The sequence below is a fragment of the Pseudoneobacillus rhizolycopersici genome (assembly GCF_054786815.1).
This window is the reverse complement of record NZ_JBTOOE010000001.1, coordinates 261411-277050: the sequence shown is the minus strand read 5'-3', so window position 1 is coordinate 277050 and position 15640 is coordinate 261411. Positions and strand designations below refer to the sequence as shown.

Here is a 15640-nt window from a genome sequence, read left to right as displayed (position 1 = left end):
AAAATGTCCAATAACATTACTATCAAAGAGGTAAGATGAGCAATTTATTTAAGCTAATGATACAAATTCAAGCTGAAACGATCACTTATATTTGGAAATTTTAAGGAGAAATTCATTTTACGTTATGTTTTATCTAAGGTAGATGAGGAGGAGTTTTATGAAAACGATAGGTTTAATTGGTGGAATGAGTTGGGAATCTTCAGCACTGTATTATCGAATAATTAATGAGGAAGTAAAAAAGAGATTAGGTGGTTTGCATTCAGCGAAATGTCTACTCTATAGTGTGGACTTTGATGAAATCGAGCGTTATCAGGCTAATGGTGAATGGGAGCGGGCTGGTAATCGGTTAGCTGAGGTTGCTTTGTCATTAGAAAGGGCAGGGGCCGACTTTATTATTATTTGTACGAATACGATGCATAAGGTTGTTGGTGATATCGAGGAAAAAATCAACATACCTGTTTTACATATTGCAGATGCGACAGCTAATAGAATCAAAAAATTAACGATCAAAAAGGTGGGACTTCTTGGTACTAGATATACGATGGAAGAGGATTTCTATAAATCTCGTATAGAGTCTAATGGTATCAAAGTATTGATACCAGATACTCTTGAACGGGAGTTGGTAAATAAGGTTATTTATCATGAACTTTGTTTAGGAATAATGGACGAATCTTCGAGAGGTTATTTTCGAAAGGTCATCAATCAACTTGTAGAGGCAGGGGCCGAAGGGATTATTTTAGGCTGTTCAGAAATTGGGCTATTGGTTAATCAGGAGGATTCTAGCGTGCCATTATTTGATACAACAGAAATTCATGCATTGGAAGCAGTGAATCTAGCATTGAAGAAATATGGGGGTAATGACAGTTTATGAGAATCATTTTAACGGGGAACAGAGTTAGTTTGAAAAACCAAATTTGGAGGATATTCCAAAACTTTATGACCTTATATATGGTAAGGAAAATCCTGAGTGGAAAAAGTTCGATGCACCCTATTTTCCACATGAACCTATTAGTCTCGAAAAGTTTCAAGAGTCGATGGAAAAGAAAATTAATAAACCGGATGTTCCATCGATGATGGTAATTGAAGTGAATGGTGAAATCATCGGGGATGTAACCTATTACTGGGAATATCAGCCAACTAGATGGCTGGAAGTTGGGATTGTAATCTTTTCATCAGATCACTGGAGCGGAGGGTATGGAACAGAAGCCCTATCATTATGGATTGATTATTTGTTCCAGCAGTTCGAGATTGCAAGAGTTGGATTAACGACATGGTCGGGAAATCCAAGGATGATGAGATGTGCGGAAAAGCTAGGTATGCAATTAGAGGGCCGAATGAGAAAGTGTAGATATTATAACGGGGAGTATTATGACTCGATTCGAATGGGGATATTGAGAGAGGAATGGGAAGGACAAAAGGTTTATAAGTAATAATTCATCGGGATAATGCCAAGAATCATGTCGTTGGGCGGGGATTGGGAATCACAACGTTAATGTCATTCCCAAACACAGGGCGTTAAGGAAAGTTTGGGAATAATATAGTCAAAGTCATTCCCAAACACAGGGCGTTAAGGAAAGTTTGGGAATAACATAGTCAAAGTCATTCCCAAACACAGGGCGTTAAGGAAAGTTTGGGGATAACATAGTCAAAGTCATTCCCAAACACAGGGCGTTAAGGAAAGTTTGGGAATAACATGGGCAAAGTCATTCTCAAACACAGGGCATTAAGGAAAGTTTGGGAATAACATAGGCAAAGTCATCTCCAAACACAGGGCGTTAAGGAAAGTTTGGGAATAACATAGGCAAAGTCATTCTCAAACTCATGACGTTCGGGAAAGTTTGGGAATAAAATGAGCAAAGTCATTCCCAAACTTATGGCGTTTAGTAGAGTTTGGGAATAATACTCTACATCTCGATTATGATTGACGGTCTGAAACTTGTATTTGCTTAGATATCACTAATTTTGAGTTAGGTTTTGCCATTTTTTTAGAAAAGTAGCTATGCAGAAGCATGCCAACAACGATTACGATTAACCCGACTATGGAAATTCCATTTGGTATTGGTGCAGAAAATAAAAGCACTTCCCCTAGCATAACGAAAAGCACCTGCGCTGACTGTGTGGCTTCGACAGCTGCTAATCTGCCTTGGTGACTCTTCACACGATCCGTTGCAATAAAAAATAAGGTCGTGGCAATGACACCTGAACTAACGGCAACTATAAAGGATTGAAGCACTTGATCACTTGAAGGTAAACCCACCTGAGCAAGACCGACCCCACTGACGATAAGCCAAAACGGCAGGGAAGCTAGAGTCATCCCAAACACCCGTTGGAATGTGTCTAATCGGCCACCACAAATCTCCATCATTTTTCGATTTCCTAATGGGTAAGCAAATGCAGCCAACAACACGGGGAGAACCCCAAAGAGGATGCCCCTCCAAGAAAATGTACTAGCCTTTTCCATTTGAATAAGACCAACACCAATTAATATTAATAATGAAATGCATAAGGCCTTCATAGGAATTTTTTGGCGAACCAAGATAATCTCGTCACCCGCTACAACTTTTTCAAAGAATAACGGACCCAAAAGCGTTCCAGCTACAATCGTTAGTTGCCAAGTTCCTGCGACTAGCCAACCAGGACCATAGGAAGCGGCGAAGGTGAGTGGGGCATAAAATAACACAAAGCCGAAAAAGCTCCAAATGATCCAAGGGAGCGGATACTGCTTCATTTCCCAAAGCACTTGCTTTAAATTATTTCTCATCAGCACAATGACAAATAAAAATGGCAACATAAAAATAAAACGTAAAGAGGAGCTCCACAACCAGCTTCCGCCGGCCAATTCCATCGAACGATTTAATATAAAGGTGACCGCAAAGAAAACAGAAGCTAAAATTCCTAAAAAAATCTCTTTCATTAGAGCTCTCCCTTCCAGTCTTGCCATATCAAGGATTATAATATATAACGGTAATTACTATATGAAAAACTGTCAATATCCAAATGGAGGATTTTATGGAAAATTATCATGAGCTTGTCGACCAACAGAGGAGCTTCTTTTACAAAGGAGAAACGAAAAGCTTATCCTTCCGTATGAATGCATTAATAAAATTGAGAACGATTATTAAATCGAATGAGCAACTTTTAATGGATGCGTTAAAACAAGATTTAAATAAAAGTGAGTTTGATTCATTTATCACAGAAATTGGAATTATATTGGAAGAAATACGGTTTACAATCAAGTATATTAAAGGTTGGGCGAAACCTAGACGGGTCAAAACGAATCTAACCGGTATCGGCTCAAAGGGCTATATATTTCCTGAACCATACGGTGTTGCACTTATTATTGCCCCGTGGAATTACCCATTTCAATTAGCGATTGCCCCCTTAATCGGTGCGATTGCTGCGGGGAATTGTGCGATTATTAAACCATCTGAGTTAACTCCTAAAACTTCAGCGGTATTGACAAAAATCATCAATGAAAATTTTCCGAAAGAGTACATTGCCGTTGCCGAAGGCGGAGTTGAAACAAGTACCGCTCTACTTAAGGAAAAGTTTGATTATATTTTCTTTACTGGAAGTGTACCAATTGGCAAAGTCATTATGGAGGCTGCGGCAAAGCATCTCACACCTGTCACGCTAGAACTAGGTGGGAAGAGTCCGTGTATTGTTCATGAAGATGCTAATTTGAAGTTAGCAGCAAAACGCATCGCCTGGGGCAAATTTATTAATGCCGGGCAAACATGTGTTGCACCAGATTATCTATTCCTTCATAGTCGAATTAAGAAACTATTTTTACAGGAATTAAAGGATGCGGTGAAAGAATTATTTGGGGTAGATATTGTTGGAGCAGGACAATTTACGAAAATAGTAAGTGAACGACATTATCAACGCTTGAAGAACTTTTTACAGGAGGGGACACTATCTTTCGGTGGAAAATTTGACGATCAAAAGTTATTGATTGAGCCTACTGTCATAGACAACATCAGTTGGGATAATGGAATAATGACAGAGGAAATTTTTGGCCCAATTTTGCCCATCATGGAATATGAAGAACTAGCTTCCGTGGTATCGCAAATCAATCAACGCCCAAAACCGCTAGCCCTATACATATTTTCAGAAAGTAAAAAAGCTCAGGATTATTTCTTAGAAGGTGTATCATTCGGGGGTGGATGTATCAATGATACGGTCTTTCATTTAAGTTCGCCTTATTTACCCTTTGGCGGGGTTGGTGAAAGTGGGATGGGTGCCTATCATGGGAAGGGCAGTTTCGATGTATTTTCCCATGAAAAAAGCATACTAAAACAAACAACTAAGTTTGATTTACCTTTTCGGTATCCTAACACTAAAGATGCATTAAAAAAGATTAAGTGGTTTATTAAATAGAGTAAGTGGAGGAAATTGGACATGTTGCAGAAACAAATGAAAAAAATGATTTCGGAAATGTTGGACAACCAGAAACTTGAATTGTTTAAGGAAGAGGAAGAGTACGCCCGAAAGCATCAATTTATTACTGATGAGATGACGGTAATTGAAAATAATCAGGCACTAAGGTTTTCAGATGCTTATATCGAACGAAGTGACAAAGAAACCGAGGAGTCACTAGGAGTGGAAGGGGTTGATTTTTTAGAACAGCCGATTACCTACCTAAGAAAACATATTAATGAATTTATTTACGTGGAATCAAAGTGGTTTGATTTAATTGGAGTAGAAGCTATTTCACTAGAAGTAGATGATGTTTTTCGTTCATATGATGTGATGCTCGGGTTGAAGTTGCAAAAGAAATATGAAGGCGCTATGAAAAGCTATTTACAAAATCAATTAATTGGTGAAGAGGCTCGTTTTGATCTAATGTTTCATGCAAATGAAGGGCTGTGGGATCTTAATTTTGATCTTGGTGGTTTGGAAGGCTTTAATGAGGCAATGACAATAGGTGAAGCATACTTAATGATATACTCATTCCTATTTAAGCTTGTAGTGGCAGTTGAAAATAGTCAATAACCCTCAGGAGTCCATTTTTACTTATTTTTGTGACTTTCATTTATTTATTATCGTCAAATAAATAAATGATTTGAAAAGGATGATGGTCATGAAATGGCTAATTTATTTTATATACACCATATTGTATTTGGCAGTAACCTTTTTTGGACTTGGTCCCATATTACTAGCTGACGGTTCTAATGAGGAAAGAGCAATAACAGGTATTATCGTTGCACTAATTTATGCAGCCCTTACGTTGACTTTGGTTATTTGGAGAAGAAAATTATAAATCAAAAACCCATCTAATCCGATGGGTTTTTATTATTAATCTTCTTTTTTTCATAATCTTTGTTTATACTTTCGATTTCCTCGACATCGCCTTTGGCATTTATGATTTCAAAAATTTGATTTAGGCCATTACTAATATCTTTCTCGACATCTTTCATAACTACCCCCCTCATGTAAAATTGCATCTTTTTGCATAGCTTATCCCTATTTTATTTGTTATTCCAAAAATGGAATATTTGTTAAAAATTTTGCTGGAAAATGAAATGAATTTGCAGAATTTATAGATATTTAATAAAAATTACTCTAGTATAATATGTACAAATAGGAAAAAAGATCGATTTGGGGGTCTAAAAATGGATAAAACGATTTGGAAAAAAATATTAGAGTCGATGCCTGCCGAAGATTTTATTCGCTTAACCGCCGCATGTGAAATTCACTTAAAAGGCTTTCGAAAAATTTCTTCGGATAACTATAAATTAGTGAAACCAAGATTGATGGCAGAAGCGTTGAAAAATGGAAATTTAGAACGAATATGCTTATTATTTGATAAAAAGTCAGAACTTACTTCCTTAGAGGTAGAGGAGGATGAAGTTGTAGATTACCGATCGATGAATAATGAGCAGTTGATGGAAAGCTTTGAAAAGGGTGCTGCACTTTTTGAAATCCTTGGTTCGCTCCATTCTAGCACAAATCCAAATCATATTAACTTAGCCATTGAGTTTGAGAAACAAATTTCAATACAAGAAAAACAAATAAATCCAGACAGAGTTCACCAAGACAGAAAAAAGATCGACTCTAATCAGGAAACGGAAGAAAAAAAGAATCTGCAAAAGGAATTTGATCATACACGAAATGTCCTTAAATCAGTTGAAAAGAAACTTTTAAAATCAGAAGCGAAAAATAACGAGTGGCAAACAAAATATCAATCTCTCGAATTAGAATACTATTCTGCAAAACGTAAATGGAAAGAAGAAAAAAAAGAATGGATGAAAACTAAAACTTCCATACAGCTAGAACTGACCACAAAAGAAAATCAGCTATTAAAAGCTGATGAAATAATGAAGAATTTCACTAGTACGATTGAAGAAAAAGACAAAGACATACAAGATAAAAATGCAAAAATTTCTCATTTAAATGCTAAATTACTCACTACTAATCAGCACTTAAAGAATCATCAACCTCAGCAAGAAAAGCAAAGTTTTATCATGGATCAAACTATAAAAGAAAATCAATATTTAACTGATATGATGGAGAAGGCTGAACCAATCCAAATCTCTACTAATATTGCAGATCCTAAAGAAAACATGGACTCACAAGCAACTGTTGCGGTTTTACCAATAACGCCTGTGCAGTCAGTTATTCAAAATGCAATAGAACAGCAAGATATTTCTGAAAATCGCTTTATTGAACATTTTATCGCAACAACCCAAGAGCTTGGACTTCTTTATGCTGAAAAGGATCTGATTAATTTCCATACGGCAATGAAGTCTTCAAATCTAGTGTTATTAGCGGGCATGAGTGGAACGGGAAAATCGAAGTTAGTTCATGCATATAGCCGTGCCTTAGGTCTATATTCCGATCAATTTACGTTTATTCCTGTTCGCCCTGCTTGGACCGATGATGCTGATTTAATAGGTTATGCAGATACACTCCACATGGTCTATCGTCCTGGAGACTCAGGATTGATCAATGCTTTAAAGCAAGCCGAAAAGGATGAGGACAAGCTATTTATTCTTTGTTTTGATGAGATGAATTTAGCAAGGGTTGAGCACTATTTTTCACAATTTCTATCGATTTTAGAAATGGAGCCGGGAAGACGTTTGCTTCGATTATATAACGATGAGCTGGCAAATCGTTTATACAATTCAGCTCAATATCCACCTACGATTACGATTAAAGATAATGTAATGTTTGTTGGTACTGTCAATTTGGATGAATCAACTTATCATTTTTCCGATAAAGTGCTTGACCGTGCAAATGTGATTCAACTAGAAATACTACCTTTTGCTCATTTGGTAGACCTTGGGGAAAAAAAGAAGGTTGTTCATTCTCGTGATCAAGTTATCAATTACGAAACATTTGATTTATTTAAAAATAAAAATCGCAGTCTTGAATTAGTTCCCGATGAGTTAGAGTTTTTATGGGAGCTACATTGTGAATTACAAAAGGTTAATAAACAAATGGGTATTGGGCAAAGAATTGTTCGACAGATCGATGCTTACTTAAAAAACTTACCCGACCATATCTCAATTACCCGTGAGGATGCTTTTGATATTCAAATTGTCCAACGAATTTTGACCAAGATTCGGGGTTCAGAAGACCAACTTCATCAATTAATCGGTAATTATGAAAATAGCAACGGCCATATTAGTTCAAGTACACTACTCGATTTGTTAATGAAATACAGCCATTTGTCTCATTATTGTCGCACTAGAAAAGTATTACTGAATAAAGCAAGAGAGTTGAAACAAAATGGCTATACCATATAAAGAGGTCCCATTTCAACTATCATTCACCTATAGGCATCGAAATAGGGAAGTGGTTATCGAAGCTCCATTTTTTTACACAACAAAGGACGATCTATATCAAATAGGAAGATTAACGGCAATGGAAATTCCGGAAAACTTCCCATTATCTGTATTTTTTTCATCACAGGATCTGTCAGCAAGGTTCTATATGGATGGCTTAGATACCCTGCCAGAAAGATTGGTCAAAGAAGACAAAAACGGTGGTGAGGTATTTCTCACCCCTTCCCTTTCACCTGTGGTTTTTTACGAAATAGATCGGGGGGAATCGTACCCATATATTCCGGGTATTTATCAAGTAAAGGTTTTTGTATTTGGTATTTACTACTATACGTGGGTTAAAATTATCCCTAAGCAATTAAGTAAAGATCAATGGGAGTACATGAAAGAGGAAGTTGAGAAGGAGCTTCGTGAAATAGCGAATGATTTTATTCAGAAAAACAAAAGCGAAACTTTAAATCAAGTTTCTACTTCAAGGTTACGTCAGTTTATGATTATTGCCCATCGGTTCCCGACGATCATGGCAGCGATTACTGATTTATATCGAAAGTTAAATTATAGTATGAAAAAGAAATACCATTTGGTTCAAAAGGAAAAATGGCGAGTAATGGATGAGATTACGATTCGCCATCGGGTCCAACATCCGGAATCAAAGGATTTAATTAAAACACCATCACAAATGATTCATTATGATCTTCCTGAAAATCGGTATCTAAAGAAAATTATTCGTACAATCTCATCCAAACTTGACGAATTTATCGATTCTATTGAATTTTTTATAAAGCAACTTGATAGCGAACAGGAAGAATTACGTTCCTCATCTAGTAATCAGAATGAGCTATTGGAACAAAAAACAAAGGCAATTGAGGAATTAAGGGAGTATATAATAAAGGCGAACAAAATGAAAGGGGCATTCAATTTATTCAAAACTGCTCCTTGGTATAGTAAAATCTCAAGTGTTCGTGACTCGATCATTCCACAAAAAATGATTACCGATATTCGCTATCGTGTTCTGTATAAAGTGGAACAGGAGTTGAAAAGGGATTCCTTTGAAATTGCTTTCGACAAAACCTACTCCTATCAATGGAAACGTACCGACCGGTTGTACGAGATGTGGGGATTTCTCCAATTTATCAAAGCTTTACAGCATGAAGAACTTGGATTTAACCCAGTAAAAGGCTGGCTGTATGATCAAAATGCGAGTATTGAAAATATTATTATCCCTACGATCCCAAGTGAAACGACTATTACCTTTGAAAAAGAAGATTTGAGGATCAAATTAATTTACGAAGGGAAACTACCTTCCCAAAGTGAAGGGACATGTTCTGAACATTTACCTATTTTTACGAACGGAACGAATAATTGTCCTGATGGTCGGTTAGATTTTTATAAAGGCTCAACCTATATTGGTAGTTTACTATTTGATATGAAGTATCGTCCGAAACAAGCGATATGGGATACTGCGTTAATTCAGTCGAATCAACCTACGAAAACAATGAAACAATTAGTTAGTTATGCATTTAACTGCCGTTCTCAGCATTTATTTGCTGACACTCTAAACGAATATTTGCGAGAATCGATAAGGCCAGTTCGCGAGGTTTGGGCGATATATCCGAATCGTCACGGATTTTCTGAAACGAAATTTTTCAAAGATCATGGTGTTCGCTTAGTAGAATTAACCCCATCATTAAATAATTATCACTTAGTAACGGAACTTAAAAATATCATCTCATTTATTATCGAGCGGAACAATTCATTGGTTTTCAAATAGGAGTGTGATTATGGATTATAAGACGGCTATTGTTACAGGTGCATCAAGTGGTTTTGGCTTATTTATTTCGCTAGAATTAGCGAAACAGGGCTTCCTAGTAATTGGAACAATGAGGGACATAGAAAAAAGTGAAATTCTGTTAAAGGAAGCTACTACATTAGGCTATCGAGACCGTATTAGAATTGAAGAACTAGATGTATCTTCTGAAGAGTCTGTTGAACGTTTTAAAGAGAAGCTTGGCCAAATTGGTCGTGTTGATGTATTAGTTAATAATGCTGGATTTGCTGGAGCGGGATTTGTGGAAGAAATTCCGATTGCTGAATATCGCACACAATTTGATACTAATGTATTTGGTTTAATCATGGTTACCCAAATTTGCCTGCCATTTATGAGAGAACAAAGAAGTGGAAAAATCATCAATATGAGTAGTATCAGTGGAATCATCGGTTTCCCAGGACTGTCACCCTATACAGCTTCTAAGCATGCCGTCGAAGGATTTAGTGAATCGTTAAGACTTGAGGTTAAGCCGTTTGGTGTGCATGTTTCCCTCGTTGAACCAGGCTCCTATAAAACAAACATCTGGTCCACTGGAAAACAGGTTACAAAAAAGTCATTAAGTGAAGATTCACCCTATTTTACCTATATGAACAAAATTGAAACCTATATTAAAAAGGGAGAAAGTCAATTTGGCGATCCATCTGAAGTAGCGAAAAAGGTGGCTGAGATTGCTCTTGACCCAAATCCTAACATGCGCTATACGATGGGTAAAGGTGTGAGTTTAAGCCTTTTTTTGAAAAACATCCTCTCATGGAAATCGTGGGAAAAGCTTTTTCTAAAACGACTAACGTGAAAATGAGTAGTTTCCCAAATTCTCCATAAACTATTGGACAGAAGTTCCGATGGGAGGATTTGGGATTGGCTTTTTTAAGGATGGCTATCATGATGATGATGGCATTATTAGGCAGTGTTGTTTACTTTCAAGAAAGTGCTGTGGCTACACCTAAGCAACAACTTAACCAACTTTTCCATCAAGACCCGAATTTAAACGGTTCGATAGTGGGAATGAGCGTTCGTTCTGCAAGTACAGGGGAGATTGTATTTCAACACCAGGCAAATCTTCGATTAAGACCCGCCTCGAACCTAAAGCTATTTACGGCAGCCGCTGCTTTATCGGTCCTTGGAGAAAACTATACATTTAAGACAGAAGTCCTTACCGATGGCGCGATAGTTGGAAATATGCTGATAGGTAATCTTTTTTTAAAAGGCTATGGCGACCCCACCTTGCTTAAGGCTGATTTCGAAAAATTCGCCAATCAACTTACCCAAAAAGGGATTACGGAAATTCACGGGAACGTTGTGGGTGATGACTCTTGGTATGATTCAGTCCGGCATTCTATTGATTTACCATGGTCCGATGAACAGGCCTATTATGGGGCTGGGATTTCAGCCCTAACTGTTTCTCCAGATGAGGATTTTGATGGGGGGACGGTAAGAGTTGAAATAACTCCTGGAAAAAAAGTCGGACATCGCGCTAATATCCAGCTAGCGCCTAAAACGAATTTTATTACTGTCATTAACCAAACAAAAACGGTTGATGAAAAAGCTTCTTCGAAAATGACTATGGACCGTCTACATGGTAAAAATGTGATTCATTATTGGGGCACTATTCCAAAAGGGAATAAATTAATAAAGGAATGGGTGTCTGTTTGGAATCCTACAATGTACGCGGCAACACTGTTTCAGGAAAGCTTATGGGAAAAGGGAATTACGGTACACGGAAGGGTAATACAAGGTAATACTCCCAAATCAGCTACCGTCTTAATTACCCATCACTCAATGCCTTTATCAAAAATTCTTGTGCCATTTATGAAATTAAGCAATAATACCCATGCAGAGATGTTGATTAAAGAGATAGGGAAAGTGGTGAAAGGAGAAGGTTCTTGGGATATGGGGCTGGAGGTTTTAAACGAGGAATTAAGGGAAATGGGTGTGCATACCGAAAATCTTCTACTTCGTGATGGCTCTGGAATATCCCACATCAACCTAATACCAGCAAATGAACTATCCAGATTATTATATAACATCCAAAAGAATCATTGGTTTCCTGTTTTTTTTAATTCTTTACCAGTCAGTGGGCAGAAAGAAAAGCTGGTAGGTGGATCACTTCGATATCGAATGAACCAACCCGATTTGGCGGGGAAAATTCGAGCCAAAACAGGTACATTAACATCGGTTAGCTCGCTTTCAGGATATATAGAATCGAAAAATAGCGGTACATTGATATTTACGATTATCCTTAATAACCTTCTGGATGAGGAAAAAGGAAAACGACTTGAAGATAAAATGGCAGAAATTTTAATTAATTTTTGATGAAGTAAGGGTCTAGTGCCTTTACTTTTTTGTGTTTATGTTAAAATAGCGATAAGCTAATTTAATTAAAATGAGGTTATGTCATGTTTAAGAAGTATTTGAGCTTTTTGAAAAGCTCTGGTATCTCTCCTTATATTTGGAGTGTCTTTAGTATATTGCCGTTTTATTTTATTTTTCAGTCACCTTCAACCCTTGAAATGGTTGTTGGAATTATTTTAACGGTAATCTTCTTTATTTCCTATCGGTTCGCCTTTTTGTCTAAAAAATGGCCGGTTTATTTATGGTCTAGTATTTTGATTGTGATTAGTACGGCGATGGCGATTCTATTTCAATATGTGTACTTTGCTTTTTTTATTGCCTTTTATAACGGGAAAATCAAAAATCAAATTCCGTTCTTTGTTGTTTATATTGTCCATTTAATTTCTGCAACTGTTTCCATTAACTATAATGTTATTTCGCAGGAAACATTATTTTTGAAACAGTTACCGTTTATCATTATTATTTGGATTAGTGCAATTCTTCTACCATTTAATTTAAAGAATAAAATGAAGCAAGAACAGCTTGAACTCCAACTTGAGGATGCTAACAAAAAAATTGCTGAGTTGGTCAAGCAAGAAGAGCGTCAACGGATTGCTAGAGATTTACACGACACATTAGGGCAAAAACTATCACTGATTGGCTTAAAAAGTGATTTGGCCGCTCGGCTAATCGGTAAAGACCCCGATAAAGCAAAAGATGAATTAAAGGATGTTCAGCAGACAGCAAGAACCGCATTAAATGAAGTTCGGCAGATGGTTTCCCAAATGCGGGGAATCCGGTTGAAGGAGGAGTTGGTAAGAGTGAAGCAACTACTTCAAGCGGCCCAAATTGAATTTATTTATGATGAAAAATCGAAATTAACCAATGTTTCTCTTTTTTTAGAAAATATTTTAAGTATGTGTTTAAAAGAAGCGGTAAATAACGTTGTCAAGCATAGTCAAGCAACTTTCTGTCTAATCATAATTGAGCAAACAAGCAATGATATACGAATAACGGTTACCGATAATGGAATTGGCATTAGTGAAGGGAAAGAAATAGATAAAGGCTCGGGCTTAATAGGGATGAGAGAACGGCTTGAATTTGTTAATGGGATATTAGAAATTGATTGTGTAGATGGAACGACGATTACAATAATAGTACCTACTGTAATCAAACAAACGGAAGGGGGAATATAAAAATGATTCGAATTGTTATTGCCGAGGATCAACGGATGATGTTAGGTGCCTTAGGTTCATTACTTAATTTAGAAGAGGATATGGAGGTAGTTGGCCAAGCCTGTAATGGTCAAGAAGCAATAGATCTAGTGAAACAACACCAACCGGATATTTGTATTATGGATATTGAAATGCCCGAAAAAACCGGACTTGAAGCGGCGGAGGAATTAAAAGGGATCGGTTGCAAGGTGATTATCTTAACGACATTTGCTCGAACAGGCTATTTTCAACGCGCTTTAAAGGCTGGAGTCTGTGGCTATTTATTAAAGGATAGTCCCAGTGAAGAATTAGCCAGCTCGATTCGAAGGGTCATGGCAGGCAAAAGAATCTATGCCCCTGAGTTAATGGATGATTTTTATAGTGAAGAAAATCCGTTAACAGACCGGGAGATGGAAGTGTTGGAGCTTGTGGCCGATGGAAAGAACACAAAAGAAATTGCTAGTCAGTTAACCATTACAACTGGAACCGTTCGTAATTATATTTCCGCTATCTTAGATAAGCTTGAGGTGACAAACAGGATTGAGGCAATTACTCAATCAAAAGAAAAAGGCTGGTTTAAGAAACGCCTCTAGGGAATAATAGGGAAAAACACAAATAGGTGAAATGAATGAGGATGCTTTGCATAGATGGCGGTGGCATTCGTGGTATTCTGGCTGTTATCGTTTTACAAGCATTAGAAGAAGAGCTTCAAAAACCAATTGGTGAATCTTTTGATGGTATCGCTGGGACAAGTACTGGTTCGATCATTGCCGCATCAACTGCCTTAGGTATCGAAATGGAACAAGTTCTACAGAATTATCTACAATTTGGAGAAAAAATATTTACCAAACAAGCTACCGTCGGATTATTTAAACATGTATATACGGACCGATATTTACGACGTTTATTAAAAAATTCGTTTGGAGAAGTGACTTTAGAAGATATTCAGAAACCTCTGTTAATCCCAACCGTAGATATTACACATGGGCGACCGTTTATTTATCGCTCCAATTTTGGAAATCCTGAAAGTAAAGATTTATCGATTAAACTGTGGGATGCAGTACTTTCATCCTGTTCGGCACCTGTTTATTTTCCTCCAAATAATGTTGGAAATGAATATTTATCGGTCGATGGCGGATTATGGGCAAACAATCCTTCCTTAGTATGCATTACTGAAGCTGTTAATCATTTTCATAAACATCTAGATGAAATACATATTTTGTCACTTGGTACGGGTCTTCAAAGAATTGACTTTTCCATTTCTAAAGGAAAAAAATGGGGAGTTAATTTATGGTTGCCATTTCATTTACCTACTATGAGAGTGACACCCAAATTGATTGATTTGGCCCTACATTTATCATCAGAGTCGATTTCTTATCATTGCCAGTTATTATTAAAAGATCGATATTTACGGATAAATGAAGATTTAGGCGAAGAGGTTTCCTTTGATGAAGTATGGTCAAAGGATATATTGCTCGAACTTGGTAAACAGCTTTATCGAAAAAAAAGAGATGCTATCTTACGTTTTTTGGATGAAAAATAAAGTTTAAGGTGAATTTAAGAATGGATTGAAAAAATTAATAAAAGGGAGAGTTAAGCAATGGAAAAAATCGAAGTTGGCGAAATTTTTACAATAAGCGATGAAAATGATGATGAACAAGAGGTTGAAGTATTAGCAACGATCAATTTGAATGGTATTGATTACGTTGCGGTTAGTTTTGTGGAAGATTTAAAAGAGGAAACAGAAGAAGATATTGATATTTTCTTTTTAAAAGTGGATGAAGAAGGGGATTTTGCGGCTATTGAGAGCGATGAAGAGTTTGATAAGGTTGCCGCTGCCTTTGATGAATTACTAGAGGATGAAGAATAAAGAGAGGGGGTACCTCTCTTTTTTTATTTAGATTTTATCTACTGTTGCAATATAAGGGAGATTTCGATACTTTTGAGCATAATCAATGCCATAGCCAACAATAAACTCATCTGGAATGACAAAACCGACATAATCGACTGATATGTCCACTTTTCTTCTTTCAGGTTTGTCTAAAAGGGTGCAAATTTTGATACTTTTTGGTTTATGCATTTGAAGATGGTCACGTAAGAAATGTAAGGTTAGTCCGCTGTCGATAATGTCCTCAATAATGACGACATTTTTATCGGTGATATCCTCATCCAAGTCCTTTAATAGTTTCACTTTCCCTGTTGATTCTGTTTGGTTGCTGTAGCTAGAAACAGAAATAAAATCGACATTAATATCGCCTTTCATTTCACGGATTAAGTCAGCAGCAAAAACAAAGGACCCTTTTAAAACTACGATTAGCATAATTGGTTCATTTTGAAAGTCATTTTCAATCTCTTTAGAAAGTTCCTTCACTCTTTTAGAAATTTCATCCGCCGATATCATCGTATCTTTTACTTTGTATGACAATTCTTTTACCTGCTTTCATTTAGAATGTTTTAACCCATTCTTATTATGACAATTT

15 protein-coding genes and 1 pseudogene are annotated in these 15640 nt (G+C 36.7%); 13 read left to right on the top strand and 3 right to left on the bottom strand.

Going from position 1 to position 15640, the window contains the following annotated elements:
- The first annotated feature begins 157 nt into the window (after positions 1-157).
- Positions 158-871: an aspartate/glutamate racemase family protein gene (locus ACX9YW_RS01465; RefSeq protein WP_460340684.1), complete on the top strand. Its 714-nt coding sequence runs from the start codon at positions 158-160 to the stop codon at positions 869-871.
- Positions 868-1430: pseudogene (locus tag ACX9YW_RS01460) on the top strand (GNAT family N-acetyltransferase). Before ACX9YW_RS01465 ends, ACX9YW_RS01460 begins: the two are co-directional and overlap by 4 nt.
- A 485-nt stretch (positions 1431-1915) precedes the next feature.
- Here ACX9YW_RS01460 and ACX9YW_RS01455 read toward each other — a convergent pair.
- The gene (locus tag ACX9YW_RS01455) at positions 1916-2914 is read right to left on the bottom strand and encodes a DMT family transporter (RefSeq protein WP_460340682.1); all 999 of its coding nucleotides are present in this window, start codon (positions 2912-2914) and stop codon (positions 1916-1918) included.
- Between the two features lie 95 nt (positions 2915-3009).
- Here ACX9YW_RS01455 and ACX9YW_RS01450 point away from each other — a divergent pair, with 95 nt between their 5' ends.
- The 3 genes from ACX9YW_RS01450 to ACX9YW_RS01440 all read left to right on the top strand — a co-directional run bounded on the left by ACX9YW_RS01450 (position 3010) and on the right by ACX9YW_RS01440 (position 5263).
- Complete coding sequence (locus tag ACX9YW_RS01450) at positions 3010-4380, top strand: aldehyde dehydrogenase (protein WP_460340679.1); 1371 nt, start codon at positions 3010-3012, stop codon at positions 4378-4380.
- A 21-nt stretch (positions 4381-4401) separates the two neighbouring features.
- Entirely contained in the window at positions 4402-4995 is a 594-nt protein-coding gene (locus ACX9YW_RS01445; protein ID WP_460340676.1) for a branched-chain amino acid aminotransferase, read from the top strand.
- Positions 4996-5083: 88 nt separating this feature from the next.
- Positions 5084-5263, top strand: coding sequence for a DUF6954 family protein (locus ACX9YW_RS01440; RefSeq protein WP_460340673.1), 180 nt, complete (start codon positions 5084-5086; stop codon positions 5261-5263).
- A 13-nt stretch (positions 5264-5276) separates the two neighbouring features.
- Here ACX9YW_RS01440 and ACX9YW_RS01435 read toward each other — a convergent pair whose 3' ends face one another.
- Complete coding sequence (locus tag ACX9YW_RS01435; RefSeq protein ID WP_460340671.1) at positions 5277-5420, bottom strand: hypothetical protein; 144 nt, start codon at positions 5418-5420, stop codon at positions 5277-5279.
- 195 nt (positions 5421-5615) lie between these two features.
- On the opposite strand from ACX9YW_RS01435, the gene ACX9YW_RS01430 reads away from it, so the two are divergent.
- The 8 genes from ACX9YW_RS01430 to ACX9YW_RS01395 all read left to right on the top strand — a co-directional run bounded on the left by ACX9YW_RS01430 (position 5616) and on the right by ACX9YW_RS01395 (position 15030).
- Positions 5616-7751 carry an McrB family protein gene (locus ACX9YW_RS01430; protein ID WP_460340668.1) on the top strand — a complete coding sequence of 712 codons (2136 nt, stop codon included), beginning with the start codon at positions 5616-5618 and terminating at the stop codon, positions 7749-7751.
- A complete protein-coding gene (locus tag ACX9YW_RS01425; protein WP_460340665.1) occupies positions 7735-9558 on the top strand; it encodes a DUF2357 domain-containing protein in 1824 nt (607 codons plus the stop codon). The genes ACX9YW_RS01430 and ACX9YW_RS01425 overlap by 17 nt, the downstream gene beginning before the upstream one ends.
- 10 nt (positions 9559-9568) lie before the next feature.
- A complete protein-coding gene (locus ACX9YW_RS01420) occupies positions 9569-10408 on the top strand; it encodes an oxidoreductase (RefSeq protein ID WP_460340662.1) in 840 nt (279 codons plus the stop codon).
- Positions 10409-10488: 80 nt separating this feature from the next.
- Positions 10489-11928, top strand: coding sequence for a D-alanyl-D-alanine carboxypeptidase/D-alanyl-D-alanine endopeptidase (gene dacB, locus ACX9YW_RS01415; protein WP_460341258.1), 1440 nt, complete (start codon positions 10489-10491; stop codon positions 11926-11928).
- An 83-nt stretch (positions 11929-12011) separates the two neighbouring features.
- Positions 12012-13142, top strand: a complete 1131-nt coding sequence (locus ACX9YW_RS01410) for a sensor histidine kinase (RefSeq protein ID WP_460340660.1) — start codon at positions 12012-12014, stop codon at positions 13140-13142.
- 2 nt (positions 13143-13144) lie between these two features.
- Positions 13145-13753, top strand: coding sequence for a response regulator (locus ACX9YW_RS01405; RefSeq protein ID WP_460340657.1), 609 nt, complete (start codon positions 13145-13147; stop codon positions 13751-13753).
- Positions 13754-13788: 35 nt separating this feature from the next.
- Positions 13789-14703 (top strand): CBASS cGAMP-activated phospholipase, encoded by a 915-nt coding sequence (locus ACX9YW_RS01400; protein ID WP_460340655.1) that lies wholly within the window; start codon positions 13789-13791, stop codon positions 14701-14703.
- Between the two features lie 57 nt (positions 14704-14760).
- Positions 14761-15030, top strand: coding sequence for a DUF1292 domain-containing protein (locus ACX9YW_RS01395; protein ID WP_460340653.1), 270 nt, complete (start codon positions 14761-14763; stop codon positions 15028-15030).
- 27 nt (positions 15031-15057) lie between these two features.
- On the opposite strand, the gene hpt is transcribed toward ACX9YW_RS01395, so the two are convergent.
- A complete protein-coding gene (gene hpt, locus ACX9YW_RS01390) occupies positions 15058-15561 on the bottom strand; it encodes a hypoxanthine phosphoribosyltransferase (RefSeq protein WP_460341255.1) in 504 nt (167 codons plus the stop codon).
- Positions 15562-15640: the final 79 nt, after the last annotated feature.

Coding starts and splice junctions, on each gene's coding strand:
- ACX9YW_RS01455 (WP_460340682.1), bottom strand. CDS start 2,914: ATGAAAGAGATTTTTTTAGGAATTTTAGCTTCTGTTTTCTTTGCGGTC.
- ACX9YW_RS01445 (WP_460340676.1), top strand. CDS start 4,402: ATGTTGCAGAAACAAATGAAAAAAATGATTTCGGAAATGTTGGACAAC.
- ACX9YW_RS01440 (WP_460340673.1), top strand. CDS start 5,084: ATGAAATGGCTAATTTATTTTATATACACCATATTGTATTTGGCAGTA.
- ACX9YW_RS01450 (WP_460340679.1), top strand. CDS start 3,010: ATGGAAAATTATCATGAGCTTGTCGACCAACAGAGGAGCTTCTTTTAC.
- ACX9YW_RS01430 (WP_460340668.1), top strand. CDS start 5,616: ATGGATAAAACGATTTGGAAAAAAATATTAGAGTCGATGCCTGCCGAA.
- hpt (WP_460341255.1), bottom strand. CDS start 15,561: ATGATATCGGCGGATGAAATTTCTAAAAGAGTGAAGGAACTTTCTAAA.
- ACX9YW_RS01395 (WP_460340653.1), top strand. CDS start 14,761: ATGGAAAAAATCGAAGTTGGCGAAATTTTTACAATAAGCGATGAAAAT.
- ACX9YW_RS01400 (WP_460340655.1), top strand. CDS start 13,789: ATGAGGATGCTTTGCATAGATGGCGGTGGCATTCGTGGTATTCTGGCT.
- ACX9YW_RS01425 (WP_460340665.1), top strand. CDS start 7,735: ATGGCTATACCATATAAAGAGGTCCCATTTCAACTATCATTCACCTAT.
- ACX9YW_RS01410 (WP_460340660.1), top strand. CDS start 12,012: ATGTTTAAGAAGTATTTGAGCTTTTTGAAAAGCTCTGGTATCTCTCCT.
- ACX9YW_RS01420 (WP_460340662.1), top strand. CDS start 9,569: ATGGATTATAAGACGGCTATTGTTACAGGTGCATCAAGTGGTTTTGGC.
- ACX9YW_RS01435 (WP_460340671.1), bottom strand. CDS start 5,420: ATGAAAGATGTCGAGAAAGATATTAGTAATGGCCTAAATCAAATTTTT.
- ACX9YW_RS01465 (WP_460340684.1), top strand. CDS start 158: ATGAAAACGATAGGTTTAATTGGTGGAATGAGTTGGGAATCTTCAGCA.
- ACX9YW_RS01405 (WP_460340657.1), top strand. CDS start 13,145: ATGATTCGAATTGTTATTGCCGAGGATCAACGGATGATGTTAGGTGCC.
- dacB (WP_460341258.1), top strand. CDS start 10,489: ATGGCTATCATGATGATGATGGCATTATTAGGCAGTGTTGTTTACTTT.